Below are 24,792 nucleotides of genomic sequence, written 5' to 3' on the forward strand. Positions count from 1 at the left end.
AACACAGTGGACGCGAGCAACTGAGGACAAGCCCTCGGCCTATTAGTACCAGTCAGCTCCACCCGTTACCGGGCTTCCACATCTGGCCTATCAACCCAGTCGTCTACTGGGAGCCTTAACCCTTCAAGAGGGTGGGAATACTCATCTCGAAGCAGGCTTCCCGCTTAGATGCTTTCAGCGGTTATCCTTTCCGAACGTAGCCAACCAGCCATGCCCTTGGCAGGACAACTGGCACACCAGAGGTTCGTCCGTCCCGGTCCTCTCGTACTAGGGACAGCCCTTCTCAATATTCCTGCGCGCGCAGCGGATAGGGACCGAACTGTCTCACGACGTTCTAAACCCAGCTCGCGTACCGCTTTAATGGGCGAACAGCCCAACCCTTGGGACCGACTCCAGCCCCAGGATGCGACGAGCCGACATCGAGGTGCCAAACCATCCCGTCGATATGGACTCTTGGGGAAGATCAGCCTGTTATCCCCGGGGTACCTTTTATCCGTTGAGCGACAGCGCTTCCACAAGCCACTGCCGGATCACTAGTCCCGACTTTCGTCCCTGCTCGACCCGTCGGTCTCACAGTCAAGCTCCCTTGTGCACTTACACTCAACACCTGATTGCCAACCAGGCTGAGGGAACCTTTGGGCGCCTCCGTTACTCTTTAGGAGGCAACCGCCCCAGTTAAACTACCCATCAGACACTGTCCCTGATCCGGATCACGGACCCAGGTTAGACATCCAGCACGACCAGAGTGGTATTTCAACGACGACTCCACAACCACTGGCGTGGCCGCTTCAAAGTCTCCCACCTATCCTACACAAGCCGAACCGAACACCAATATCAAACTATAGTAAAGGTCCCGGGGTCTTTCCGTCCTGCTGCGCGAAACGAGCATCTTTACTCGTAGTGCAATTTCACCGGGCCTATGGTTGAGACAGTCGAGAAGTCGTTACGCCATTCGTGCAGGTCGGAACTTACCCGACAAGGAATTTCGCTACCTTAGGATGGTTATAGTTACCACCGCCGTTTACTGGCGCTTAAGTTCTCAGCTTCGCCACCCCGAAGAGCAGCTAACCGGTCCCCTTAACGTTCCAGCACCGGGCAGGCGTCAGTCCGTATACATCGCCTTACGGCTTCGCACGGACCTGTGTTTTTAGTAAACAGTCGCTTCTCGCTGGTCTCTGCGGCCACCCCCAGCTCAAGCAGCAAGTGCTATCACCAGTGATGGCCCCCCTTCTCCCGAAGTTACGGGGGCATTTTGCCGAGTTCCTTAACCATAGTTCACCCGAACGCCTCGGTATTCTCTACCTGACCACCTGAGTCGGTTTAGGGTACGGGCCGCCATGAAACTCGCTAGAGGCTTTTCTCGACAGCATAGGATCATCCACTTCACCACAATCGGCTCGGCATCAGGTCTCACCCTTAAATGTGTGACGGATTTACCTACCACACGGGCTACACCCTTACCCCGGGACAACCACCGCCCGGGCTGGACTACCTTCCTGCGTCACCCCATCGCTTACCTACTACAAGTCTGGTTCATCGGCTCCACCACTACCCTCAACTCCGAAGAGATCGGGCCGGCTTCACGGACTTAGCATCGCCTGATTCAGTACTGGGCGTTTCAAAGCGGGTACCGGAATATCAACCGGTTGTCCATCGACTACGCCTGTCGGCCTCGCCTTAGGTCCCGACTTACCCTGGGCAGATCAGCTTGACCCAGGAACCCTTAGTCAATCGGCGCACACGTTTCTCACGTGTGTATCGCTACTCATGCCTGCATTCTCACTCGTGAACCGTCCACAACTCGCTTCCGCGGCTGCTTCACCCGGCACACGACGCTCCCCTACCCATCCATACGGGCGTTGGCCCTATGTGTATGAATGACACGACTTCGGCGGTACGCTTGAGCCCCGCTACATTGTCGGCGCGGAATCACTTGACCAGTGAGCTATTACGCACTCTTTCAAGGGTGGCTGCTTCTAAGCCAACCTCCTGGTTGTCTCTGCGACTCCACATCCTTTCCCACTTAGCGTACGCTTAGGGGCCTTAGTCGATGCTCTGGGCTGTTTCCCTCTCGACCATGGAGCTTATCCCCCACAGTCTCACTGCCGTGCTCTCACTTACCGGCATTCGGAGTTTGGCTAAGGTCAGTAACCCGGTAGGGCCCATCGCCTATCCAGTGCTCTACCTCCGGCAAGAAACACACGACGCTGCACCTAAATGCATTTCGGGGAGAACCAGCTATCACGGAGTTTGATTGGCCTTTCACCCCTAACCACAGGTCATCCCCCAGGTTTTCAACCCTGGTGGGTTCGGTCCTCCACGAAGTCTTACCTCCGCTTCAACCTGCCCATGGCTAGATCACTCCGCTTCGGGTCTAGAGCGTGCAACTCAAACGCCCTGTTCGGACTCGCTTTCGCTACGGCTTCCCCACACGGGTTAACCTCGCTACACACCGCTAACTCGCAGGCTCATTCTTCAAAAGGCACGCAGTCACGACTGCATGTGCAAGCACATACAGCGACGCTCCCACGGCTTGTAGGCACACGGTTTCAGGTACTATTTCACTCCGCTCCCGCGGTACTTTTCACCATTCCCTCACGGTACTATCCGCTATCGGTCACCAGGGAATATTTAGGCTTAGCGGGTGGTCCCGCCAGATTCACACGGGATTTCTCGGGCCCCGTGCTACTTGGGTGTCTCTCAAACGAGCCGTTGATGTTTCAGCTACGGGGGTCTTACCCTCTACGCCGGACCTTTCGCATGTCCTTCGCCTACATCAACGGTTTCTGACTCGTCCCACAGCCGGCAGACTGTGAAAGAGAGATCCCACAACCCCGCATGCGCAACCCCTGCCGGGTATCACACGCATACGGTTTGGCCTCATCCAGTTTCGCTCGCCACTACTCCCGGAATCACGGTTGTTTTCTCTTCCTGAGGGTACTGAGATGTTTCACTTCCCCTCGTTCCCTCCACACTGCCTATGTGTTCAGCAGCGGGTGACAGCCCATGACGACTGCCGGGTTTCCCCATTCGGAAACCCCCGGATCAAAGCTTGGTTGACAGCTCCCCGGGGACTATCGTGGCCTCCCACGTCCTTCATCGGTTCCTGGTGCCAAGGCATCCACCGTGCGCCCTTAAAAACTTGGCCACAGATGCTCGCGTCCACTGTGCAGTTCTCAAACAACGACCAGCCACCCATCACCCCACCCATACAGGCGAGTTCACTGGGGCCGGCAACCGAAGGACAGACTCAAACGAGCCCGTACCCTCAGACACCCAACAACGTGCCCGGCACGACCAACCCGTTCCCGTTTTCCACGCCGAAGCAGTACTAACGAAACCGTGCTCATCGTGCCGAATAGTCAACGTTCCACCCTTGAGCAACCACCGCCGAACACTTGCCGGCGTAATGGTCTCTGGATTCCCCGAAGAGAACCTAGATGCCCCTTAGAAAGGAGGTGATCCAGCCGCACCTTCCGGTACGGCTACCTTGTTACGACTTCGTCCCAATCGCCAGTCCCACCTTCGACAGCTCCCTCCCACAAGGGGTTGGGCCACCGGCTTCGGGTGTTACCGACTTTCGTGACGTGACGGGCGGTGTGTACAAGGCCCGGGAACGTATTCACCGCAGCAATGCTGATCTGCGATTACTAGCAACTCCGACTTCATGGGGTCGAGTTGCAGACCCCAATCCGAACTGAGACCGGCTTTTTGAGATTCGCTCCGCCTCGCGGCATCGCAGCTCATTGTACCGGCCATTGTAGCACGTGTGCAGCCCAAGACATAAGGGGCATGATGACTTGACGTCGTCCCCACCTTCCTCCGAGTTGACCCCGGCAGTCTCCTGTGAGTCCCCATCACCCCGAAGGGCATGCTGGCAACACAGAACAAGGGTTGCGCTCGTTGCGGGACTTAACCCAACATCTCACGACACGAGCTGACGACAGCCATGCACCACCTGTATACCGACCACAAGGGGGGCACCATCTCTGATGCTTTCCGGTATATGTCAAGCCTTGGTAAGGTTCTTCGCGTTGCGTCGAATTAAGCCACATGCTCCGCTGCTTGTGCGGGCCCCCGTCAATTCCTTTGAGTTTTAGCCTTGCGGCCGTACTCCCCAGGCGGGGAACTTAATGCGTTAGCTGCGGCACCGACGACGTGGAATGTCGCCAACACCTAGTTCCCAACGTTTACGGCGTGGACTACCAGGGTATCTAATCCTGTTCGCTCCCCACGCTTTCGCTCCTCAGCGTCAGTAATGGCCCAGAGATCCGCCTTCGCCACCGGTGTTCCTCCTGATATCTGCGCATTTCACCGCTACACCAGGAATTCCGATCTCCCCTACCACACTCTAGCTAGCCCGTATCGAATGCAGACCCGGGGTTAAGCCCCGGGCTTTCACATCCGACGTGACAAGCCGCCTACGAGCTCTTTACGCCCAATAATTCCGGACAACGCTTGCGCCCTACGTATTACCGCGGCTGCTGGCACGTAGTTAGCCGGCGCTTCTTCTGCAGGTACCGTCACTTTCGCTTCTTCCCTGCTGAAAGAGGTTTACAACCCGAAGGCCGTCATCCCTCACGCGGCGTCGCTGCATCAGGCTTTCGCCCATTGTGCAATATTCCCCACTGCTGCCTCCCGTAGGAGTCTGGGCCGTGTCTCAGTCCCAGTGTGGCCGGTCGCCCTCTCAGGCCGGCTACCCGTCGTCGCCTTGGTAGGCCATTACCCCACCAACAAGCTGATAGGCCGCGGGCTCATCCTTCACCGCCGGAGCTTTCAACCCCGTCCCATGCGGGACGGAGTGTTATCCGGTATTAGACCCCGTTTCCAGGGCTTGTCCCAGAGTGAAGGGCAGATTGCCCACGTGTTACTCACCCGTTCGCCACTAATCCACCCCGAAGGGCTTCATCGTTCGACTTGCATGTGTTAAGCACGCCGCCAGCGTTCGTCCTGAGCCAGGATCAAACTCTCCGTGAATGTTTACCCGTAATCGGGTGCACACATCACGAGAGCGGAACAACCGGTCGGAATAAGACCCGTTGTCCTCAGCGTCCTCGCTGTGTAATTGCCTGCCCGATCGCCGAAGCGACCCGTGCAGGACTTTCAAAGGAACCACCAACCTGCCGAAGCAGGCCGGGGTATCAACATATTTGGCGTTGACTTTTGGCACGCTGTTGAGTTCTCAAGGAACGGACGCTTCCTTCGGTCCCGTTTCACCGGGTCCCTCCGGGCGCTTCCCTTCGTTCTTGCGTTTCCGACTCTATCAGACTCTTTCGTGTCCGATTCCCGGTCGAAGCGGGTCAAGCAGTTTCGCTTTCCAGGTCCTCCGCTTTCGCGTTCTCCCTTTCCGGCGAGTCCGACTCTATCAGGCCTTTTCCGTTGCCTTGACCGTGTCCTGCGGACATGCCGAAGAAGGGTTCGAGGTTAGGATCTGGGCTTGAAGGTCGCCGCCGACCCCCGACTCAAAGTCGCGTTGGGGTCAGGCAGGAGTACGACAGTACCGGCCACCGGGAGTCGAGGCAAATCGTTTCTGGTGCACCCCTAGGTCTGCCAAGCGGTAGGTCTCGGGCGGAACCGTGACTTCATATGACTTACTCTGCTGAGCAGTACGCCGTCCCCCATCAGCCGCGGCGGCGACACCTGAATCTCCACCCCCCTGGGAGGCTCCCCATGACCAACGTGACGTCCCCTCTTGCTGGACGCGCCATCGGACTCACCGCGGTTCCCGACCCGGTCTTCTCCGGCGCGATGGTCGGTCCCGGTACCGCCATCGACCCCGTACGTGAGCCCTCCGAGGCCGTTTCCCCGGTCGACGGCATCGTCGTCTCCCTGCACCCCCACGCGTTCGTCGTCGTCGACGCGGACGGGCACGGGGTCCTGACGCACCTCGGCATCGACACCGTCCAGCTCAACGGCGAGGGCTTCGAGCTTCTCGTGAACAAGGGGGACACGGTGACCCGGGGCCAGCGCATCGTGCGCTGGGACCCGTCCGCGGTCGAGGCCGCCGGCAAGTCACCCATCTGCCCGATCGTGGCCCTGGAGGCCACCGCCGAGTCGCTCTCCGATGTCCGTGAGGACGGGGACGTGAAGATCGGCGACCCGCTGTTCGGCTGGCAGTGACGCCCCGGGCGCAGTGACAGGCCAGTTGCACAACCACCGCGGTGACTCGGTCACCGCACAACCGGAGACGGGTGAAATGGAGACAACGCTGCGAGGCGTCGGCGTGAGCCACGGTGTGGCCATCGGCGAGGTTCGACACATGGGTACGGCGGTGCTGGAACCGCCCGCCAAATCGATTCCCGCCGAGGAGGTCGGCCGCGAACAGGGGCGCGCCAGGCAGGCGGTGGAGGCGGTCGCCGCCGATCTGATCGCGCGCGGCAACCTGGCCGGCGGCGAGGCACAGCATGTGCTCGAGGCGCAGGCCATGATGGCTCAGGACCCCGAGCTGATGTCCGATGTCGACCGGCGCATCGCCGTGGGCAGCACCGCCGAGCGTGGCGTGTACGACGCGTTCGCCGCGTACCGGGCGTTGCTCGCCAATGCCGGGGAGTACCTGGCGGGGCGGGTCGCGGACCTCGACGACGTACGGAACCGGATCGTGGCGCGGCTGCTCGGTGTGCCGATGCCCGGCGTACCGGACAGCGACGAGCCTTACGTGCTGATCGCGCGCGACCTGGCGCCGGCCGACACCGCGCTCCTCGACCCGACGCTGGTGCTCGGCTTCGTCACCGAGGAGGGCGGGCCGACCAGCCACAGTGCCATCCTGGCGCGGGCGCTCGGCGTTCCGGCCGTGGTGGCGCTGCCCGGTGCCGGTGAGCTGGTCGAGGGCACGGTCGTCGCGGTGGACGGCAGCACGGGTGAGGTCTTCGTCGACCCGAGCGAGGAGAAGCGCGCCGAGCTGGAGAGCGCCGCCGCCGCTCGTAAGGCGGCGCTGTCCGCCTCGACCGGTCCCGGTGCCACCTCCGACGGGCACAAGGTGCCGCTGCTCGCCAATGTCGGTGGCCCGGGCGATGTGCCTGCGGCGGTCGAGGCGGGAGCCGAGGGTGTCGGGCTGTTCCGGACCGAGTTCCTGTTCCTGGACGACAGTAAGCAGGCTCCTTCCGAGGAGAAGCAGATCGCGGCCTACCGCGCGGTGCTGGAGGCGTTCCCCGAGGGGCGCGTCGTCGTACGCGTACTGGACGCCGGGGCCGACAAGCCGCTGGACTTCCTGACTCCGGCGGACGAGCCGAACCCGGCGCTCGGTGTCCGTGGGCTGCGGAGCCTGCTGGACCACCCCGAGGTGCTGCGTACCCAGCTGACCGCGCTGGCGAAGGCTGCCGAGGGTCTGCCGGTGTACCTGGAGGTCATGGCCCCCATGGTGGCCGACCGTATCGACGCCAAGGCGTTCGCGGACGCGTGCCGCGAGGCCGGGCTGCGGGCGAAGTTCGGCGCGATGGTGGAGATTCCGTCAGCCGCTCTGCGGGCGCGGTCGATCCTCCAGGAGGTGGAGTTCCTGTCGCTGGGCACCAACGACCTGGCGCAGTACACCTTCGCGGCCGACCGTCAGGTGGGCGCGGTGTCGCGGCTGCAGGATCCGTGGCAGCCGGCGCTGCTGGATCTCGTGGCGCTGTCCGCCGATGCGGCTCGCGCCGAGGGCAAGAGCTGTGGTGTGTGCGGTGAGGCCGCGGCCGATCCGCTGCTGGCGTGTGTGCTGACCGGGCTGGGTGTCACCTCGCTCTCCATGGGTGCCGCGTCCATTCCCTATGTGCGGGCCACGCTGGCCAAGTACACGCTGGCGCAGTGTGAGCGTGCGGCGAACGCCGCCCGTTCCGCCGACTCCGCGGACGAGGCGCGCAGCGCCGCTCAGGCTGTGCTGTCCGGCGAGTAGCCGAGGCAGGCGCGTTGTGGAGGGGCTTTCCGCCGGGTGGCGGGAAGCCCCTCCTGCTGTGTGGTGTCTCAGTGGTGGGGCTCCGCCGGGTCTGCTCCGATGTCGAATCCCGCGCAGTACTCGACGCCTGATTCCGGGGAGACGGGCTCTCCGGTGTCCGCGTCGGTGCAGTAGGCGTTGAAGACCTCGCCGGCGGTGAGCGGGGCGAGGGCTCCGTGGGCCAGACGCCAGCCGTGGACGCGGTCCGGGCTGTCGGGGGCGCTGGTGCGCAGGACCACTCCGCCGCGGGATTCCAGGGCGATGGCCACCGCGAGGATGGTGGCGAACTCCGCGCCCTCCGCGCTGTCGAGGCGGGCCGGTCCTGTGGTGTCGCGGTGGGTGTGGAGCACTGCCAGGAGCTGGTCGTTCTCCGTCGGTGTGCTGCACACCAGGTGGTGGGTGCCCGGTCCCGCCGTTTCCAGCAGGCGCATGAGGAGGTGCGAGGCGCGGTCGAAAGCGGCGCGTCCGATGTCCTGACCGCAGTCGGCGCAGGTGCCGAGGTCGGCGAGGAGGAGGGTGGCGTACTCCCAGGTGGCCTGGCGGACCGCGCGGGAGACGAGGACCGGGATGAGGTCGCTCAGGCGTTGGCCGGTGTAGGCGACCGTGGCTCCGGCGGCGGCGATCTCCGCGGTGAAGCGGCTGCGGCTCGCGCCGGTGTCGGGGTCGAGGCCCGATTCGGCGCAGAACTCCGCGTAGTCCTCCGGGTCGAAGAGGGCGACGGTGGTGTGCACTCCCTGGGCCGCGAGCGCTTTGAGCAGGCCCTCGACCTGCTGGAGATAGACGGTGTGGTCGTCGAAGGCGAAGGTGCGGTAGCGCCGCATGGCCGCGAAGTCCTGGGCGTCGGCCAGCAGGCCGATGGTGCTGGGTGCTTCGCGGCGCAGTGTGCGTCGCATGGTGGCGCCCTGCTGGGTGCCGGGCTTCGGGCGGTGGATGGAGCTGTGCTTGGTGTGGCCGGTCTGCGCCATGTGTCCCCCTGTGCGCGGTGAATCCTTGCTCACTCAGCGTAACCGGGGGGACTGACAGGCGGCTCAGCGGCGGCGGCTCGCGGCCAGTTCGGCGTAGAAGCGGAGGAGGTCGAGGTTGTCGACGGAGCCCGGGTTGACCGCCTTGGCCATGTCGGTTCCCTGGAGCAGGCGCTTGACCGGAACCTCGATGCGCTTGCCGGTGAGGGTGTGCGGGATGCCGGGGACCTCTATGACCTCGTCCGGTACGTGGCGCGGGGAGAGGTTCTCGCGGATGGTCCGCTTGATCGCGGCGCGCAGGTCGTCGTCGAGGACCGCGCCTTCGGCGAGGTGGACGAAGAGCGGCATCCAGTAGCCGCCGTCGGGTTCTTCGAGGCCGATGACGAGGGATTCGCGGATCTCGGGGAGCCGCTCGACGGCCTCGTAGATGTCGGCGGAGCCCATGCGGACGCCCTGTCGGTTCAGGGTGGAGTCGGAGCGGCCGTGGATGACCACCGAGCCGTGGTCGGTGATGGTGATCCAGTCCCCGTGCCGCCAGACGCCGGGGTACATATCGAAGTAGCTGTCGTGGTAGCGGCTGCCGTCGGGGTCGTTCCAGAAGCGGATCGGCATGGAGGGCAGGGGGTTGGCGACGACGAGCTCGCCGACCTCCCCGATGAGGGGTTTGCCTGCCGGGTCCCACGACTGGAGGTCGGTGCCGAGGCAGGGGGCCTGGAGTTCGCCGATGTGGACGGGGAGCGTGGGGACGGCTCCGGCGAAGCAGCTGCAGACGTCGGTGCCGCCGCTGACCGAGGCGATCCAGAGGTCTTCGGCCACCTCGTCGTGGAGCCAGCGGAAGCCGTCGGGCGGGAGCGGGGAGCCGGTGGTGGCGACGCACTGGACGCGGGAGAGGTCGAAGTCGCGGCCCGGGTGGATGTCGGCCTTGCGGCAGGCCATGACGTACGCGGCGGAGGTACCGAAGAGGGTGGCGCCGGTCTGTTCGGCGACCCGCCACTGGGCGCTGATGTCGGGGTGGCCGGGGCTGCCGTCGTACAGGACGACGGTGGTGCCGGTGAGGAGGCCGGAGACGAGGAAGTTCCACATCATCCAGCCGGTGGAGGTGTACCAGAAGAAGCGGTCCTCGGGTCCGAGGTCGCAGTGCAGGCCGAGCTGCTTGAAGTGTTCGAGCAGGATGCCGCCCTGGGACTGGACGATGGCCTTGGGCAGGCCGGTGGTGCCGGAGGAGTAGAGGACCCAGAGCGGGTGCTCGAAGGGGACCTGCTCGAAGACCGGCTCGGTGTCGGCGGAGGTGAGGGCGGCCCAGGCGAGCGCGCCTTCGGGGGCGGCGGTGCCGAGCAACGGGATGTGGACGACGGCGCGCAGGGTGGGCAGTTCGCGGCGGAGCTCGGCGACGGTCTCGGTGCGGTCGTGCTCCTTGCCGCCGTAGCGGTAGCCGTCGACGGTGAACAGGACGACGGGTTCGATCTGCTGGAAACGGTCGAGGACGCTGCGGGCGCCGAAGTCGGGGGCGCAGGAGGTCCAGACGCCGCCGACCGCGGCGGTGGCGAGGAAGGCGACGACGGCCTGCGGGATGTTGGGTACGTAGCCGCTGACGCGGTCCCCGGGGGTAACGCCCAGGGCGCGGAGTTCGGCGGCCAGTGCGCCGACCTGGCGACGGAGTTCGGCCCAGCTGACGGGCAGCTGGGTGTGGGTCTCGTCGACGTACAGCAGGGCGGGGGTGTCCGCGCGGGACGGGTCCTCGGCGGTGCGCAGCGCGTGTTCGGCGTAGTTGAGGGTGGCGCCGGGGAACCAGGTGGCGCCGGGCATGGCGCGCTCGCCGAGGACGCTCTCGTACGGCGTGGAGAAGCGGATGTCGAACCATTCGGCGACGGCGCGCCAGAAGGTGTCGAGCTCGTCGACGGACCAGCGGTGCAGGGCCGCGTACCCGCCGTCGGCCGGGGCGCCGTACCGGGTCGCGGCCCAGTTCTGGAAGCGGGTGACGGCCGCGGCCTCGATGCGGTCGGGGCCGGGCTGCCAGAGCGGGGCGTCGGGCGTGGCTGCGGTCATGAGGGCTGCTCCCTGGCTGTACGGGTACGCGGGGTGGGCGTGTCGACGCGCACGGGCCGGGGTGTGCGCGTGAGCGGCTGACACGGACGATGCCATGTGATCGTCTTCCGCACCAGAGTGGCCCCTCCGTGAGGGGTTCCGTCCCTTCCGGGCCGGCACGGGTGAACGGGAGTTGAACGGAAGGTTCTGCGGGTCGGGCGGGTGGCAGGGTGTGCGCCATGGACGGTCGTGACCTGGTGCGTCGGGTGAGGTTGGTCGGTTCGGTGCGGGGGCTGCGCACGGTGCGTTCGGCGTGGCGGCGCCGGTCCGCGGATGCCGCGGCGCTGCCGGCGCGCGGGGCGGAGCGGGCCCGGGTGCCCGGTGCGCTGACGGGTGCGGAGCCGGGTCCCGGCGGGGGCGTGGTGCGGTTCGCCCGTTCGGAGCTGCGCATCCGTGTGTCGGTGGGCGGTGCGGTGTTCTGGGCGTGGGACGGGGCGGAGCCGCTGCCGTCGTACGCGGTGGCGGGCGAGGCGCCGGCGCCGGATCCGCGGGCGGTGCTGGAGCCGGACAAGGACGGCGGCTGGCAGGTGGTCTCGGAGCGGCTGACGCTGGTGGTGTCGCGGACCGGGGCGGTGGAGTTGCGGACTCCGGGCGGGCTGCTGTTGCGGCGTGAGCTGCCGCCGCGCTGGTGGGAGCCGGTGGGTGGGGGTCCGGGGCGGTGGGTGCAGCGCTCGGAGGTGCCGGCGGACGCGCGGTTCTTCGGGCTGGGCGGCCGGGCGGGCGGGCCCCGGTTGCGGGACGGGGTGTACGGGCTGTGGAACACCGATCCCGGCGGGCGTTTCGGTCCGGGGGACGATCCGCTGTACCTGACGATGCCGGTGCAGGTGGTGGTGTCGGACGCGGGTACGCATCTGGTGTTCCACGACAACAGCTGGGCGGGGCGGGTGGTGCTGCGGGAGGGCGAGGAGGGCGCCGGCTCGGGGCATGACCGGCCAGGCACCTGCGAGGTGCGGATGGAGGGCGGGCCGCTGCGCTGCTGGGTGGTGGCGGGGACGCCGGCCCGGGTGCTGCAGGGGTGGACGGCGCTGACGGGTGCGCCGGCGCTGCCGCCGTCCTGGGCGCTGGGGCCGCAGCACGCGCGGTGGGGGTTCGGCAGTGAGCGGGAGGTGCGGCGGGTCGTCGACGGGTACCGGGAGCGGGGGCTTCCGCTGTCCGTGCTGCATCTGGACATCGACCACTACGCGGCGCACCGGGTGTTCACGGTGGACCGGGAGCGGTTCCCCGGCCTGCCCGCGCTGGCGAAGGAGCTGCGCGAGGACGGGGTGCGGCTGGTGTCGATCGTGGATCCGGCGGTGAAGGCGGAGCCGGGCGACGCGGTGTTCGACGGGGGCCGGGCGGTCGGTGAGCGTGGGGCGTACGTCCGGGACGCGCGGGGGCGGGTGGTGGTCGGGGAGGTGTGGCCGGGGGCCTGCGTCTATCCGGACTTTACTGATCCGCTTGTGCGGGATTGGTGGGGATCTCTCTACGAGGAGCGGCTTGCGCAGGGCTTCTCGGGCGTCTGGCACGACATGAACGAGCCGGTGTCCTTCGCGGCGTTCGGGGATCCGTCGCTGCCGCGTTCGGCTCGGCATGTCCTGGAGGGCGCCGGTGGCGATCATCGCGAGGCGCACAACGTGTACGCCCTGGCGATGGCGCGGGCGGGTCATGAGGGGCTGCTCCGGTTCCGTCCGGAGGAGCGGCCATTCCTGTTCTCGCGGTCGGGCTGGGCGGGGATGCAGAGGTACGGGGGCACCTGGTCCGGTGATGTGTCGACGGGGTGGCCGGGACTGCGGGCGTCGCTGTCGCTGGTGGTGGGGCTCGGGCTGTGCGGGGTGCCGTACTCGGGTCCGGACGTGGGCGGGTTCGACGGGTCCCCGTCGCCGGAGCTGTATCTGCGGTGGTTCCAGCTGGGCGCGTATCTGCCGTTGTTCCGGACCCATGCGGCGATGGACGCGGGGCGCCGGGAGCCGTGGGAGTTCGGGCCGGAGGTGCTGGAGCACGCGCGGGCGGCACTGGAGGAGCGGGAGCGGCTGCTGCCGTACTTCGTGACGCTGTCCCACGTGGCGCGGCTGACCGGTGCACCGTACGTGCGGCCGATGTGGTGGGGTGCGCCGGGTGACCGCGCGTTGCGGGAGTGCGAGGACGCGTTCCTGCTGGGCGACGCGCTGCTGGTGGCTCCGGTGCTGGAGCCCGGGGCACGGCAGCGGGCGGTGCGACTGCCCCGGGGGCGCTGGTACGACACGGTGACCGGGCGGGCGTACGAGGGTCCGGGCCAGGTCCTGGTCGACGCTCCGCTGCCGCGGGTGCCGGTGCTGGTGCGGGCGGGCGCGGTGATTCCGGTGCGGGGTGCGGACGGCGGCCCGGAGCTGGAGGTGTGGGCGCCCGCGCCGGGGCGTACCGGCGGCGGGCTGGTGGTGCGGGACCCGGGCGACGGGTGGGCGGAGGCGGAGGTCGAGCGGTATGTGACGCGGTGGGAGGGCGACCGCGTGGTGGTGGAGCGGGACGGTGCGGAGGGCGGGGTCGGATGTCCGGTACGGGTGCGGGGGGCGGGGATGGGGACGGAGGCGTAGGGCCTGCCGTCCGGATCGGCCCACGGTCGGGGGCGGGTGACGCGGCGGCCGGTGTGCGCGGCGGTGGCCTCCGGGGCGTGGCCGGGTCCGGTCGGGGCCGGCCCGGATCGCGCGGGAGCCGGCCCAGGGTCGTGGGGGGGGCGGTGTGCTCAGCCGTGGCGGCCGCGCGGCGCCCGGCGCCCTCGGTCGCAGTGCCCTCAGCCGTAGCGTCCCGCGAACCAGGCGTCGGCGGCTTCCGTGTGCAGGGGGAAGGCCAGAGGGCGCGGGCCGTACAGGATCTCGTAGCCGGACGTCTCGTCGGTGGGGGCCGAGGGCGGGAGGCCGGCGAGGGGGCGTGCCGGGAGGAGGCCGAGGACCAGGAGGTGGCCGCCGGTGTCGCTGAGCGCGTCGGCGAGGCGGACGTCCTGTTCGGCGGCCTCGATACGGGTCTCCTCGCGCAGCTCGCGGACGACCGCGTGACGCCAGTCCTCGGCGTGGTCGATGAATCCGCCGGGCAGGGCCGTGCCGCCCTTCTGCGGCTCGATGGTGCGGGTGATGACGACGAGTCCGGTGGTACGGGGGCCGATGACGGGGAGCAGGGCCACCGCGACGGGGAGCGGGTTGCGGTAGGCGGTGGTTCCGCAGTGCGTGCAGGTGCGGGGCCACGCCTGGGCGGACGGGAGTGCGGTGTACGGGGCTCCGCACGTGCCGCAGTGGGAGTCCGGTACGTACCGGGATGGCTGCGGGGCGGTCGGGGAAGGGCTGTCGCCGGGCTCGGACACGGGCGGACTGTATCGAACCGTCCCTTCCCGTCTGCGGGGGGCCGCTTCCCCGGGGCCGTGAAGCCGTGTCCTTCTCTGGAGGCCACGAAGCTGATAGACGGTGTGCCCATGACAGCAATGCGTACCGCTCTGCGTGTTCTGGCCGCCACGGCCGCCGCCCTCCTCACCGTCACCGCCCTCTCCCCCGCGGCGCAGGCGCGCCCCGAACCGCGAGCACCCGAGGAGTTCGTGGCGCTGCGCTCGATGGACCCGACGATCATTCAGGAGATGCGTTACACCACGGCGCACACCTTCATGGGCGAGCGGGCGGACGGCTATCGGCAGCCGGTCTGCATCCTGACCCGGCCCGCTGCCCGTGCCCTGCACCTGGCGCAGCAGCGGCTGTTGCGCCAGGGGTATTCGCTGAAGGTGTACGACTGCTACCGGCCGCAGCGGGCGGTGGACCACTTCGTGCGCTGGGCGAAGGACCTCGACGACCAGGTGATGAAGGACGAGTTCTTTCCGCTGGTCGACAAGGAGCGGCTGTTCGAGGACGGTTACATCGCGGAGAAGTCCGGGCACAGCCGGGGCAGTACGGTGGACCTGACGCTGGTGAGGCTCCCCGCGCTGCCGACCAGGCCGTACCGTCCGGGAGAGCCGCTGTCGCCCTGCTTCGCGCCGAAGGGTGAGCGGTTCCCCGACAGTTCGGCGGACATGGGCACGGGTTACGACTGCTTCGACACCTTGTCGCACACGGACGATCCCCGGATCCAGGGGCTTCAGCGCGCCAACCGGAAGTTTCTGAAGCGGACGTTGACCGAGGCCGGGTTCGTGAACCTGCCGGAGGAGTGGTGGCACTTCACGTTCAGGCCCGAGCCGTTCCCGGACACCTACTTCGACTTCCCGGTGCACCGCCGGTCGGTCGCCGGACGCTGACGGGACGCTCCGTCCCGAGGAGCGTGGAACGGGCGACCGAGACCACCCCCGTGGGCTCCGGCCGCCCGTTCTTCCTTTCGGACGCGAAAGGGGCGTGTTCGGTTGCCGATCGGGCGGCTACGGTGCCCGTATGTCACAGCAGACGTTCGAATCGTACGAAGAATTCTGGCCGTACTACGTCGCGATGCACTCCCGTGCCGCCACCCGCTGGGTCCATCTGACCGGCACCCTGACCGGGCTCGCGATCTCCGCCTACGGGCTGGCGCGGGGCCGGAGACGCTATCTGGCGGCCCTGCCGCTGATCGGGTACGGCACGGCGTGGCCCGCGCACTTCCTGATCGAGAAGAACAACCCTGCGACGTTCGGGCATCCGGTGTGGTCGCTGCGCGGGGACGCGCAGATGATCCGGACGATGATCGCGGGCCGGGACGCGGAGCTGGCGGAGACCGCGGCGAAGTGGCTTGCGGAGAACGGCCGGGACGGTTGCGGCGGGAACGAGTGCGGCTGAGGCCGCCGGGCCGGACCCCTCGCCGGGGACGGGCACCCGTGGCACACTTCTGACGTTCCGTCAGATCCAGTGCTGGGAGGGGCTTTGTCGCGCACGCGCACACCCGTGGTGGCCGGTTGGTTCACCGAGGACACCCCGGAGGAGGACTTCCGCCTGCTGGGCACCCGCTGCTCCGCCTGCCGGTCGGTCCACTTCCCGCGGGAGGACGGCCACTGCCGCAATCCGGGCTGTCCCGGGGGCGGGCTGGAGGAGGTACCGCTGTCGAAGCGGGGCACGGTGTGGTCCTGCACCGACGGGCGCTACCGGCCGCCTCCTCCGTACGTCAGCGATCCCGAGTCGCCCTGGGATCCGTACACGCTGGTCGCCGTCGAGCTGGCCGCCGAGCGCATGGTGGTACTGGGGCAGGCCGTGCCCGGGGTGGGTGTGGCCGATCTCCCCGTCGGCTCGGTGGTGGAGGTGGTGCCGGGCGTCCTGGACGAGGACCGGGCGACGGACACCGTACACACGACATGGCACTGGCGCCCCGTAGCGGCGACAGAGGCTGTGTCGTGACCGGCGGAAGGGCCGGCGAGGTGGCCGTCCTCGGGGCCGGGATGCACCCGTGGGGCAAGTGGGGGCGCAGTTTCGTCACGTACGGGCGGATCGCCGCGCACGCCGCCCTCGCGGACGCGGGCATCGGCTGGCCCGAGGTCCGGTCGGTGGTCGGCGCGCAGACGGTGCGCGGGGGCTATCCGGGGTACGTGGCGGGGGCGACGTTCGCCCGGGCGCTCGGGTGGCAGGGGGCTCGGGTGGCGTCCGTGTACGCCGCGTGTGCTTCGGGGGCGCAGGCCATCGACACGGCGCGGGCGCAGATCCTGGCGGGGCTGGCGGACGTGGTCCTGGTGGTGGGGGCCGACGCGGCGCCCAAGGGGTTCTTCGCTCCGGCGGGCGGAGAGCGGCCGGACGACCCGGACTGGCTGCGCTTCCGGGTGCTCGGGGCGACGAACCCGGCGTACTTCGGGCTGTACGCCCGCCGTCGCATGGCGTTGTACGGGGACACGCCGGAGGACTTCGCGCTGGTCAAGGTGAAGAACTCCGCGGCGGGGGCGCTGAACGAGTACGCCCGCTATCGCAGGCCGGTGACGGCCGAGGAGGTCGCCGCCTCCGCGATGGTCGCCGATCCGCTGCGCCTGCTGGACATCTGCGCCACGTCCGACGGGGCCGCCGCCCTGGTACTGAGCAGCATGGAGTTCGCGCGGCTCCACGGGGCTCGTGACCCGGTGCGGATCCGGGCCGTCTCCACCGTGACGCCGACCTACCCGAGGGCCGTCCTGGACCTGCCGGACATCGGCACGGACTCGGCGGTGGCCGTGAACCCCTCTCCCGAGAGCTTCCGGGCCTCGATCGCGCGGACCGCGTACGAGGAGGCGGGGATCGGACCGGAGGATCTCTCGCTGGCCGAGGTCTACGACCTGTCCACGGCCCTGGAGCTGGAGTGGTACGAGGACATCGGGCTGTGCCGTCCGGGCGAGGGGGCGAAGCTCCTGCGCTCGGGGGCGACCGCTCCGGGCGGGCGGGTCCCGGTGAACGCGAGCGGTGGTCTGGCCTCGTTCGGCGAGGCGGTCCCCGCCCAGGCCATCGCGCAGGTCTGCGAGCTCACCCGGCAGTTGCGCGGGCGGGCCGGGGAGCGGCAGGTACCGGGCGCGCGGGTCGGCATCACGGCGAACCAGGGGCTGTTCGGGCACGGCTCGGCGGTGGTGGCGGTCCGTTGAGCCGGTGCGTCCCGAACGGGTTCTCCCCGCGCTACACTTGACTGGCCGTCACCACAGCAGAACACTCGGGTCCCGGTCCGCCGTACGCGTACCGGGCTCGCGCGGCACTCAGGTCGCGACGGGCTCGCGGTCCCGCGCGGCACGCTCCAGAGCGTGCTCCACGACCGTGACCAGGACGTCACGCACGGAGGACCGGTCCCGCGCGTCGCAGACGAGCACCGGGACCTCGGGGTCGAGGTCGAGGGCGGCCTGCACGGTCCCCGTGGGGAACCGCTCGGCGCCCTCGAACGTGTTGACCGCGACCGTGAACGGGATCCGCCTGCGCTCGAAGTAGTCGACAGCGGCGAAGCAGTCCTCAAGACGCCGGGTGTCGGCGAGGACGACCGCGCCCAGGGAGCCCTGGGCCAGCTCGTCCCACAGGAACCAGAAGCGGTCCTGGCCCGGCGTGCCGAACAGGTAGAGGACCAGGTCCTCCCGCAGCGTGATCCGGCCGAAGTCCATCGCGACCGTGGTGGTGGTCTTGGCCTCGACCCCGTCCAGATCGTCCACCGGGCGGCCCGCCTCGCTGAGGCGTTCCTCGGTGCGCAGGGGCCTGATCTCGCTGACCGCGCCGACCGCGGTCGTCTTGCCGACGCCGAACCCTCCCGCCACCAGGATCTTCAGGGTGACGGGCTCGACGGACCGCTGCTTATCGCGCCTAGAGCGCCCGAAGGCCATGGATAACCTCGCGAAGAATGTTCACGTCCGGCAGTTCGGCCGGCGGAACGGGACGGGTGACGTGCACCAGCTCGTCCTCGACGAGATCGCCGACCAGGACCCGTACCACCCCTACGGGTAGGTCGAGTTCGGCGGCGATCTCGGCGATCGACTGGGGCCTGTCGCTGCAGAGTTCGACGATCGCCACGTGTTCGGGGGCGAGCGTCTGGTCCCGGCCGGGATCGTCGGCGGCCGGTTCCGGTACGACGAGCGCGATCAGGTCGAGGCGGTGACGGGAGGCGCTGCTGGTGCGCCCGCGGGTCATCGCGTACGGGCGGACCACCGGTCCCGCCTCCGCGTCGTACCACCGCGAGGCCTGGGGGTCGACGGCCCCGTCCGGGGATCCGGGGCCGGTGCCCCGGGGGGAGTCAGCGCTCATGCCCGCCGCACTCACCCTCCGGCGAGCAGACCGGTCGTCCGTGGGGCGTTGGCCAGGTGCGCCCCCACGCGCTTGACCATCAGGGTCATCTCGTACGCGACCTGGCCCACGTCGGAGTCGGCGTCCGCCAGAACGGCGAGACAGCTTCCGTCGCCGGCGGCCGTGACGAAGAGGAACGCCTCCTCCAGTTCGACGACGGTCTGGCGCACCCGGCCCGCGTCGAAGTGCTGGCCCACGCCCTTGGCGAGGCTGTGGAACCCGGAGGCGACGGCGGCGAGATGCTCACTGTCCTCGCGGGTCAGGTCCGCCGAGGCGCCGGTGGCGAGTCCGTCGCTGGAGAGCACCAGCGCCTTGCGGATACTGGCGACGCGCTGGACGAGTTCGTCGAGCAGCCAGTTCAGTTCGCCCGAGCCGTGGCGTGCGGGGGTGTGTGCTGCGGCGTTCGGTGCGGTCATCGACCGTCCCCTCCCGGAGTGGTTCCTGGTGCTGTGCCACCGGGGCCGCCGGTGTCCTCGGTGTTGTCCGTGATCTCGGTGGTGTCGGTGTGCACTGTGGTTTCGGCGTGCACTGTGGTTTCGGCGTGCACTGTGGGTTCGGTGGGTTCGGTGGGTTCGGTGGGTTCGGTGGGTTCGGTGGGTTCGGCGTTCTGCCGACGGCCGCGCTGCCAGCCGCGCTGGAGCGAGGCCATCCGGTCACGCACCTCGTCCGCGTCACGCTCGGCGTCGTCGAACGTGTCGACGGGCGCCCGGGGAGGAGTCCGCTCCGCTGACTCCTCCCGGAGCTGGCGGGCGAGGCTGGCCTGCCGGACCCGCCGGGGCAGTCCGCCCACGGTGTCGGGCGCGGACGGGCCGGCCGGCCCCGGGGTCTCCGGTTCAGCCGAACGGGACGGCTCTGTGCCGCGGGACGCCTCTGTCGTGCGCGTCGCGGCGGCTCGCGCGGTCCAGGGCGCGTCAGCGATACGGGGCCTGCCGGCCGTGCCGGGGATCCGGTCGGCGGTGTACGGGACCGGACCGGTGGCCTTCGCGGGGGACACGGCCGGGGCGTCACCCGGGGTGTCGACCCGGCGGCCCCGGTCGGTGACCAGCGTCGGAGGGGTACGGCGGGGCAACGGAACAGGGCCGACGGGGGGCATCGGGCGGACCTCCGCCGTGGGCTCGTCTCCGTGGTCGCGGGCCTGCTGGTGCTGGTCCCGGTCGGAGTCCCGGCGCGGGCCCCCGGGCTCGTCGCGGCGAGGCTCGTGGTCGCCGTCGCGGCGCAGGTCCCGGGCGCGGAAGATGCCGCCGCGCTCGCTCTCGGTGTCCTCCAGATCGGACACACCGTCCAGGACGGGACCGAGGGCCGGGTCCAGGGCCGTATCCGGCGGACGGTCCAGCAGGTCGCCTGCGAAGTCCAGCGGGCCGACCGGTGCCTCCAGCTCGACCGGCCCGTCCAGAACGCCCGGTCCGGTGAGTCCGGTGGGCACCGGCGACAGGACCGCGGACCTGCCGTTGACGCGGCGTTCCCCGCCCGAGGGCGTGTTCTGCGCGCCCTGCGCCGCGTCGGAACCGCGGCCGCTGCCGATCGCCCGCTCGGCCCGGCGGTCGAGGCGGAATCCGGTGCCGTGGGTGTCGGGGGCGTCGGTCAGCAGAGCCGCGGGGATGAACACCACCGCGGTGGTGCCTCCGTACGGCGACTTCTGCAGGGAGACCCGGACGTTCTGGCGCTGGGCGAGCCGGCTGACGACGAACAGGCCCAGGCGGTCGGTGTCGGAGAGCTCGAAGTCGGGGGTCTCGGCGAGCCGCAGGTTGGCGTCGAGGAGGGCTTCGGGGGGCATACCGAGGCCGCGGTCATGGATTTCGAGCGTGAAGCCGTTGGAGACGCGTTCGCCGTGCACCTGGACCGCGGTGTGCGGGGGTGAGAAGACGGTGGCGTTCTCCAGGAGTTCGGCGATCAGGTGGGTGAGGTCGGCGACGGCCGGACCGCCCACACCGATCCGGGCGAGGCGCCGGACCTCGATGCGCTCGTAGTCCTCGACCTCGGCGACGGCGGCCCGCACCACGTCCATCAGCTGGATGGGCTTGCGCCACTGGCGGGAGGGTGCGGCGCCGGAGAGGATCACGAGGCCCTCGGCGTGCCGCCGCATGCGGGTGGTGAGGTGGTCGAGGCGGAACAGGTCGGCCAGTTCGTCGCCGTTCTCGGTACGGCGTTCCATCGCGTCCAGCAGTGTGAGCTGGCGGTGCAGGAGGACCTGGTTGCGGCGGGCGAGGTTGACGAAGACCTCGGAGACGCCGCGCCGCATGTCCGCCTGCTTGACCGCTGCCTCGACAGCGGCCCGCTGGAGGGTGTTGAGCGCCTGTCCGACCTGGCCGATCTCGTCGGGCTCGTAACTGAGGTGCGGGGCCTCGGTCTCGACGTCCACCTGCTCGCCCGCGGCCAGCCTGCGCATGACGCTCGGCAGCCGGACCCCGGAGACCTCGTGGGCGTCCTTGCGCAGCCGGGAGAGGTCGCGGACGAGTTCACGGCCGATGCGCACGGAGACGAAGATCGAGACGATCAGGGCCAGGAATCCGAGGACCCCGGCGAACCCGGCCTGGGCGAGGACCCGGTAGGCGGCCGGTTCGGCGCGGTCCCGGAAGCGATTCCCCATCTCCGTGGTGTCGCCCGCCAGCCGGTCGAGGACGGCCACGGCCGCCTCTTCCCAGCGCTCGGCGTCGACGGCGCCGGGACGCTTCGTCGCGCCGGCGGCGATCAGGGCGTCCTCCGCGGTGCGCAGCGGCTCGGTGTCGGGGCTGCCCCAGAACTGCTCGACCCGTCGGCGCTCGAAAGCGGGGAGGTTCTCCAGGCTGACTTCGTAGAGCAGCTCGCGCTGGGCCACGAGGCCGGATATCTGGCGCAGTTCGGAAGTGGTGAAGCGGCCGGCGACGAGGCCCGAGGCGATCAGCGCGTCCTCGCGCGAGAGCATTTCCCGGGCCCGGGAGACCCCGACCAGTGCCCGCATCTGCTGGTCCAACGACACGTTCTCCAGGGGGTGGAGTCCGTTGAGGAAGCGGTACGAGGGGTCGACGAGGCCGTTGTAGAAGTCGAGCGCCTTCGCCCGGCTGATGGTGCGCTTCTCGACCGATTCGCGCAGGGCGTCCAGTCCGTCGACGGCGCTGAGGATCGCGTCCAGGCGGCTGCTGTCGGCGGCGCTCAGTGCTTCCCGGATGTCCTGCGCCCGGGCGTTCTCCCTGACCTCGCCCACGACGCGGTCGGTGGTGGCGCGTTGGCCCATGAGGACGGGGAGCGCGTCGGAGGCCCGGGGGTCGGCGAGGAATACCAGGGTCTGCCGTCGTTCGGCCTGTACGGCGCGGACGGCGTCGTCCAGCGGGTGGGCGACCTTCTCCACGATGGATCCGGCGCCCATCAGCTCACCGGCCTCACGGCCGGTGATGTAGGTGGCGAAGACCCAGAGGCCCGTGAGGGAGACGAGCGGCACCAGCAGCAACGCCACGATCTTCCTGCGGATGGACTTCCCGCGAAAGCGCATGGCCTCCCCCAGCTCGGCCCCGCACCGCGGGGGTGGTCGTCTCCCGGTCGTCCCTCGGCCCCGCTCCATCGCGCACCGTGCGTACAACCGGTGCACATCGGGCGAACGCGGGCGAGATCCGTCCTGCGTCAATAAACGGCGCGAGCCTACTACCGACAGAGAGACAACTCGAAGACACGTCCGGATGATTTTCAGCCGTTCAGGTCGGGCTTGATCATGAGTTGTCCCGGTATTACCGGAGATGAAATTCGCGAAAGCGACAGAGAGCACCGGCCTGAGCAGTCGGTACCGGCACGTATCAGTTGGCTGGAATTCTTCGCTCCGGGACCTTCTGCGCCCTGCGGGCGATTTCCGGGGGAATCTTCGGGACGGGTGGTTCGTCCATACGTACGGGGCAGACGCACGGTGGGGTCGTGCGCGGCAGGACGGACGCGTTCCGCCCGCGTAGAACCGGCGCAAGCCGGGCAGCCACCCTGAAGGCGGACAGAGGTGGGGAGTTGAAGGACCTTGAGCACGCAGGAACGCGGAAACACCGGAGTACCGGCGGCCGCGAGTACGGAAACCGCGGACGGGGCACGGATCCCGCGGCAGTTGTGGGTGGAGGAGCCGGCCTCGAAGCGGCGTATGCCCGATGCGGTGCGGACGGCCGCCGTGCGCGCCGTCCTCATCATGTCTCTGACGATCATCCAGGCGATGGTCGCCTTTCTGAGCACCTTGACCGGATCCTGGCTTGCCTTCCCGATGGTGCTCAGCAGTGTGGCCAGCACGGTGGTCGCCACCTGGTCGGTGCTCGACGTCTGGGTGACCCGGCAGGTGTGGAACCAACGCAACGGCGTGGTGTCCGTGCCGAGCAGCTCGGCACGGCGGATACGTCGTGAGCGGCGCCGGTCCCGCCGGGCGGAGCGGGCGGCCGAGCGGGACGGCACCGGCGGTGCCATAGGCGGCCGCCGGAACACCGGCGACCTCTCCCGGGCCTGACCCGTCAGTCGGGCCTGACCTGTCGGCCGGGCCCGCTGCGGGCCCCGGCTACGCTTCGGACTGCGCGGCCGGTACCTCGGTGGCGGTCTGCTGCTCGCTCCGTTTGAACATGCGGGTCGCCGTGATCTCGCCGTGCACCGTCTCTCCGTCCGGGTCCTGCTGCGGCAGTCCGGGGCGCAGGTGCTCCTCCACGCTGATGTACTTCAGCCCCGCCCTCAGGTCGGCGTCGTTGCGCAGCCGGATGACCAGGGGGAATTCGGCGAGCGCGGTCGTGTCGAACAGGCCCGTCGTGTACAGCAGTTGCACGCCCAGCGCGTCCGACACCGCCCGCTGGAGCTCCAGCAGATAGGTGGCGTTGGCGCGGCCGATCGGGTTGTCGAGGAAGAGGGTGCCCGCGTGCCGGTGGCGGTCACGGCCACGGTCGTTGCTGCGCAGGGCCGCCATCGTGCAGTAGAGGGCGATGGCCGCGGTGAGCAGCTGGCCGCCGGAGAAGACGTCGCCCATCTGCCCGACCGGGACACGCTCGGCGCGCAGCACGGCGTCCGGCTTGAGGATCTCCACCGCGATGCCCTTGGGCCGCAGGGCCGCCTCGACGCCCCGGAGCAGCAGGGACATGCCGTCCCGGCGGAGGTCGGAGTTCTTCTTGAGGGCGGCGTGGGTGGCCTCGTCGACGACCTCGCCGAGGCGTTCGGTGAGGGTGGCCTGGTCGGGATCCTCGAAGCGGATCCGGAGGAATTCCTGCCCCGACCACTCTCCCAGGCCCTCGGGGAGCTGGGAGAGCCGCTGGGCGGAACGCAGGGTGGTGAGCGCGGAGTCGACCAACCCGCGCAGCCGGTCGACGATGGAGTCGCGGTTGCGTTCCAGCTGGACGAGCTCGTCGGTGAGGACGCGCAGCCGGGGGGCGAAGGCGTCGGCCCACTTCCGGGCGTGCTCGGGCAGGGCGGAGGCGGGCAGTTCGCGGATCTGCTGGCGGGCGGGCGTGCGGACCTGTTCGTAGCGGGTGGAGTTGGCGTGCCGGACGAGGATGTCGCTCGCTTCGCGGACGGCGCTCTCGGCCGCCGAGAGGTCGGCGTTGCAGCCGCGCAGGGAGCGGCGGGACTCGGCGGCGGACTGCCGGGCCTCCTCAAGGGTGCCCGGGTACGGGTCGGGCCCCTCGGTTCCGTCCTCCGTGCCGTGGTCGCGCAGGAGGTCCCGCAGCAGGGCCGCGGTCTCGTCGAAGCCGCCGGCGGAGTCCTCGGCGGTGCGGTGGGCGTGAAGCAGCTCGCTGTGGGCGGCGCGGGCGGTGTCCAGGGCTCCGGTGGCGGCGGCCAGTTCGGCGGTGGCCGTACGCAGGAGGGCCTGGGCGCCTTCGGCGTCGGCCGGGACCAGGTCGTCCGGCAGTTCGGTGTGCTGCTGCCGCTCGTCGTCGGGGGCGAGCCGCTCGGCCTCACCACGCAGCCGTCCCAGATGCTCGCTGGCCGTGGATGCGCGGGTCTCCAGGAGCTGGACGTGCGCTTCGGCGCGGGCGGCGGCGGCCTGGCGGGAGGGGCCATCGGCTCCGTCCGTGCCCTCCAGGAGCTGGGCGGCGCGGGTGCGGACCTTGTTGGTGAGGCGGTCCAGCTCGGCGAGGGCGGCGCTCTCGTCGCTCTCGGCGCGGGCCTGTTCGGCGCGCAGGTCGGCGCCGACGCCGACCTTCTCGTACAGCTGGGAGGCGGCCCGGGGCACGTACTTCGACATCACGGCGTTCCCTCCCGGCAT

The 24,792-nt window shown here is 69.0% G+C and carries 15 protein-coding genes, 2 rRNA genes and 1 pseudogene; 8 read left to right on the plus strand and 10 right to left on the minus strand.

The features are described 5' to 3' along the window. Positions 1 to 22: 22 nt before the first annotated feature. Positions 23 to 3,148 (minus strand): 23S ribosomal RNA (locus tag B9S58_RS18985). A 303-nt stretch (positions 3,149 to 3,451) separates the two neighbouring features. Then, positions 3,452 to 4,977: ribosomal RNA gene (locus B9S58_RS18990) — 16S ribosomal RNA — on the minus strand. Together the 16S and 23S rRNA genes form the textbook arrangement of a ribosomal RNA operon. Before the next feature lie 693 nt (positions 4,978 to 5,670). On the opposite strand from B9S58_RS18990, the gene B9S58_RS19000 reads away from it, so the two are divergent. Next, positions 5,671 to 6,120 (plus strand): PTS glucose transporter subunit IIA, encoded by a 450-nt coding sequence (locus B9S58_RS19000; protein ID WP_103533317.1) that lies wholly within the window; start codon positions 5,671 to 5,673, stop codon positions 6,118 to 6,120. Positions 6,121 to 6,196: 76 nt separating this feature from the next. Then, a complete protein-coding gene (gene ptsP / locus B9S58_RS19005; protein ID WP_103533318.1) occupies positions 6,197 to 7,867 on the plus strand; it encodes a phosphoenolpyruvate--protein phosphotransferase in 1,671 nt (556 codons plus the stop codon). Positions 7,868 to 7,935: 68 nt separating this feature from the next. On the opposite strand, the gene B9S58_RS19010 is transcribed toward ptsP, so the two are convergent. Continuing rightward, on the minus strand, positions 7,936 to 8,871 hold the full coding sequence (locus B9S58_RS19010) for a hypothetical protein (protein WP_103533319.1): 936 nt from the start codon (positions 8,869 to 8,871) through the stop codon (positions 7,936 to 7,938). 63 nt (positions 8,872 to 8,934) lie between these two features. Then, positions 8,935 to 10,914 carry an acetoacetate--CoA ligase gene (locus B9S58_RS19015; RefSeq protein WP_103533320.1) on the minus strand — a complete coding sequence of 660 codons (1,980 nt, stop codon included), beginning with the start codon at positions 10,912 to 10,914 and terminating at the stop codon, positions 8,935 to 8,937. Between the two features lie 218 nt (positions 10,915 to 11,132). Here B9S58_RS19015 and B9S58_RS19020 point away from each other — a divergent pair, with 218 nt between their 5' ends. After that, on the plus strand, positions 11,133 to 13,502 hold the full coding sequence (locus B9S58_RS19020; protein WP_103533321.1) for a glycoside hydrolase family 31 protein: 2,370 nt from the start codon (positions 11,133 to 11,135) through the stop codon (positions 13,500 to 13,502). 197 nt (positions 13,503 to 13,699) lie between these two features. Here B9S58_RS19020 and B9S58_RS19025 read toward each other — a convergent pair whose 3' ends face one another. Continuing rightward, positions 13,700 to 14,263: an NUDIX domain-containing protein gene (locus B9S58_RS19025; protein ID WP_103533322.1), complete on the minus strand. Its 564-nt coding sequence runs from the start codon at positions 14,261 to 14,263 to the stop codon at positions 13,700 to 13,702. Positions 14,264 to 14,380: 117 nt separating this feature from the next. Between B9S58_RS19025 and B9S58_RS19030 the strand changes: the two genes are divergently transcribed. The 4 genes from B9S58_RS19030 to B9S58_RS19045 all read left to right on the plus strand — a co-directional run bounded on the left by B9S58_RS19030 (position 14,381) and on the right by B9S58_RS19045 (position 17,437). Next, positions 14,381 to 15,178, plus strand: coding sequence for a M15 family metallopeptidase (locus tag B9S58_RS19030; protein WP_181009373.1), 798 nt, complete (start codon positions 14,381 to 14,383; stop codon positions 15,176 to 15,178). 130 nt (positions 15,179 to 15,308) lie between these two features. Continuing rightward, a complete protein-coding gene (locus tag B9S58_RS19035; protein WP_103533324.1) occupies positions 15,309 to 15,686 on the plus strand; it encodes a DUF962 domain-containing protein in 378 nt (125 codons plus the stop codon). An 84-nt stretch (positions 15,687 to 15,770) separates the two neighbouring features. Continuing rightward, on the plus strand, positions 15,771 to 16,238 hold the full coding sequence (locus B9S58_RS19040) for a Zn-ribbon domain-containing OB-fold protein (protein ID WP_181009372.1): 468 nt from the start codon (positions 15,771 to 15,773) through the stop codon (positions 16,236 to 16,238). Continuing rightward, entirely contained in the window at positions 16,196 to 17,437 is a 1,242-nt protein-coding gene (locus B9S58_RS19045) for a lipid-transfer protein (protein WP_103533331.1), read from the plus strand. Before B9S58_RS19040 ends, B9S58_RS19045 begins: the two co-directional genes overlap by 43 nt. Before the next feature lie 108 nt (positions 17,438 to 17,545). Here the strand turns inward: B9S58_RS19045 and B9S58_RS19050 are convergent, their stop codons facing one another. The 4 genes from B9S58_RS19050 to B9S58_RS19065 are packed head-to-tail and all read right to left on the minus strand — an operon-like array spanning position 17,546 to position 22,077. Beyond that, a complete protein-coding gene (locus B9S58_RS19050; protein ID WP_103533325.1) occupies positions 17,546 to 18,154 on the minus strand; it encodes an ATP/GTP-binding protein in 609 nt (202 codons plus the stop codon). After that, entirely contained in the window at positions 18,135 to 18,572 is a 438-nt protein-coding gene (locus B9S58_RS19055) for a DUF742 domain-containing protein (RefSeq protein WP_103533326.1), read from the minus strand. The genes B9S58_RS19050 and B9S58_RS19055 overlap by 20 nt, the downstream gene beginning before the upstream one ends. 11 nt (positions 18,573 to 18,583) lie before the next feature. Then, entirely contained in the window at positions 18,584 to 19,027 is a 444-nt protein-coding gene (locus tag B9S58_RS19060; RefSeq protein ID WP_103533327.1) for a roadblock/LC7 domain-containing protein, read from the minus strand. Further along, on the minus strand, positions 19,024 to 22,077 hold the full coding sequence (locus B9S58_RS19065) for a nitrate- and nitrite sensing domain-containing protein (RefSeq protein ID WP_103533328.1): 3,054 nt from the start codon (positions 22,075 to 22,077) through the stop codon (positions 19,024 to 19,026). The genes B9S58_RS19060 and B9S58_RS19065 overlap by 4 nt, the downstream gene beginning before the upstream one ends. A gap of 624 nt (positions 22,078 to 22,701) precedes the next feature. Here B9S58_RS19065 and B9S58_RS19075 point away from each other — a divergent pair. After that, positions 22,702 to 23,055: a hypothetical protein gene (locus tag B9S58_RS19075; RefSeq protein WP_103533330.1), complete on the plus strand. Its 354-nt coding sequence runs from the start codon at positions 22,702 to 22,704 to the stop codon at positions 23,053 to 23,055. A 48-nt stretch (positions 23,056 to 23,103) separates the two neighbouring features. Here B9S58_RS19075 and B9S58_RS19080 read toward each other — a convergent pair. After that, positions 23,104 to 24,792: pseudogene (locus tag B9S58_RS19080) on the minus strand (hypothetical protein); the annotation flags it as partial.

Source organism: Streptomyces sp. SM11, from assembly GCF_002910905.1.
GTDB lineage: Bacteria > Actinomycetota > Actinomycetes > Streptomycetales > Streptomycetaceae > Streptomyces.

What these genes read in the sequence shown, in the direction of transcription:
- B9S58_RS19020 (WP_103533321.1), top strand. Translation starts at nt 11,133, where the DNA reads ATGGACGGTCGTGACCTGGTGCGTCGGGTGAGGTTGGTCGGTTCGGTG.
- B9S58_RS19065 (WP_103533328.1), bottom strand. Translation starts at nt 22,077, where the DNA reads ATGCGCTTTCGCGGGAAGTCCATCCGCAGGAAGATCGTGGCGTTGCTG.
- B9S58_RS19035 (WP_103533324.1), top strand. Translation starts at nt 15,309, where the DNA reads ATGTCACAGCAGACGTTCGAATCGTACGAAGAATTCTGGCCGTACTAC.
- B9S58_RS19050 (WP_103533325.1), bottom strand. Translation starts at nt 18,154, where the DNA reads ATGGCCTTCGGGCGCTCTAGGCGCGATAAGCAGCGGTCCGTCGAGCCC.
- B9S58_RS19060 (WP_103533327.1), bottom strand. Translation starts at nt 19,027, where the DNA reads ATGACCGCACCGAACGCCGCAGCACACACCCCCGCACGCCACGGCTCG.
- B9S58_RS19030 (WP_181009373.1), top strand. Translation starts at nt 14,381, where the DNA reads ATGCGTACCGCTCTGCGTGTTCTGGCCGCCACGGCCGCCGCCCTCCTC.
- B9S58_RS19015 (WP_103533320.1), bottom strand. Translation starts at nt 10,914, where the DNA reads ATGACCGCAGCCACGCCCGACGCCCCGCTCTGGCAGCCCGGCCCCGAC.
- B9S58_RS19010 (WP_103533319.1), bottom strand. Translation starts at nt 8,871, where the DNA reads ATGGCGCAGACCGGCCACACCAAGCACAGCTCCATCCACCGCCCGAAG.
- B9S58_RS19055 (WP_103533326.1), bottom strand. Translation starts at nt 18,572, where the DNA reads ATGAGCGCTGACTCCCCCCGGGGCACCGGCCCCGGATCCCCGGACGGG.
- B9S58_RS19000 (WP_103533317.1), top strand. Translation starts at nt 5,671, where the DNA reads ATGACCAACGTGACGTCCCCTCTTGCTGGACGCGCCATCGGACTCACC.
- ptsP (WP_103533318.1), top strand. Translation starts at nt 6,197, where the DNA reads ATGGAGACAACGCTGCGAGGCGTCGGCGTGAGCCACGGTGTGGCCATC.
- B9S58_RS19045 (WP_103533331.1), top strand. Translation starts at nt 16,196, where the DNA reads ATGGCACTGGCGCCCCGTAGCGGCGACAGAGGCTGTGTCGTGACCGGC.
- B9S58_RS19075 (WP_103533330.1), top strand. Translation starts at nt 22,702, where the DNA reads ATGCCCGATGCGGTGCGGACGGCCGCCGTGCGCGCCGTCCTCATCATG.